Annotated in this window: 1 protein-coding gene; it reads left to right on the top strand. The window is 76.9% G+C overall.

Annotated elements, in window-relative coordinates:
- Positions 1-687, top strand: a 687-nt coding sequence (locus tag AX721_RS23045; RefSeq protein ID WP_197422689.1) for a TolC family protein, incomplete at both ends; no start/stop codon positions are given.

Raw genomic sequence — 687 nt, 5'->3', positions numbered from 1 at the left:
CCCGGGCGCTGGTGGAGGCCGGCAAGGAAGCCGAGCTGCGCAGCCTGCAGGCCCAGGCCGGCGTGACCTCGGCGCGGGCGGCCCTGGATGCGGCCCGCACCGCCCGGGCCAGCGCCTTCGCCCGGCTGACGGCGCTCGCCGGCTCGCCGGCCCCGTTCACCGCGCTTGCCGAAAGCCTGCTGCCGCGGCCGACGCCTGAGAACCTCGAGCGCACCATCGACGCCCTGTCGGTGCCGGCCGTGGTCGCCGCCCAGGCCGAGCGGGAAGCCGCCGCGCGGCGGGTGCGGGTGGAGCGTACGCGCGCCATCCCCGACGTCACCGTCTCGGCCGGCGTGCGCCGCTTCAGCGGCGACGATTCCAGCGCCGTGGTGGCCGGGGTCTCCGTGCCCATCCCGGTGTTCGACCAGAACCGCGGCAACGTCAACGCCGCCCAGGGCGAGCTGCTGGCGGCTGAGGCGCGGCTGAACGCGGCGCGGCTGGACGCCGAGGCGGAGCTGCGCACGGCGCTCTTCCAGGTGGAGGCGGCCCAGACCCGGGTCGCCGCCGCCGTGCAGACCGAGGCCACCGCGGCCGAGGCCTACCGGCTCACCCGCATCGCCTATGAGGCCGGCAAGTCGCCGCTCGTCGAACTGACCAACGCGCGCCGGGCCCTGGCCGAGGCGCGCACCCAAACCATCGAAGCCCAGC

The organism is Phenylobacterium sp. CCH9-H3 (assembly GCF_001557235.1).
Lineage (GTDB): Bacteria > Pseudomonadota > Alphaproteobacteria > Caulobacterales > Caulobacteraceae > Phenylobacterium.
Note: the sequence above shows the minus strand (reverse complement) of the source record. Positions and strands in the feature narration are given on the sequence as shown.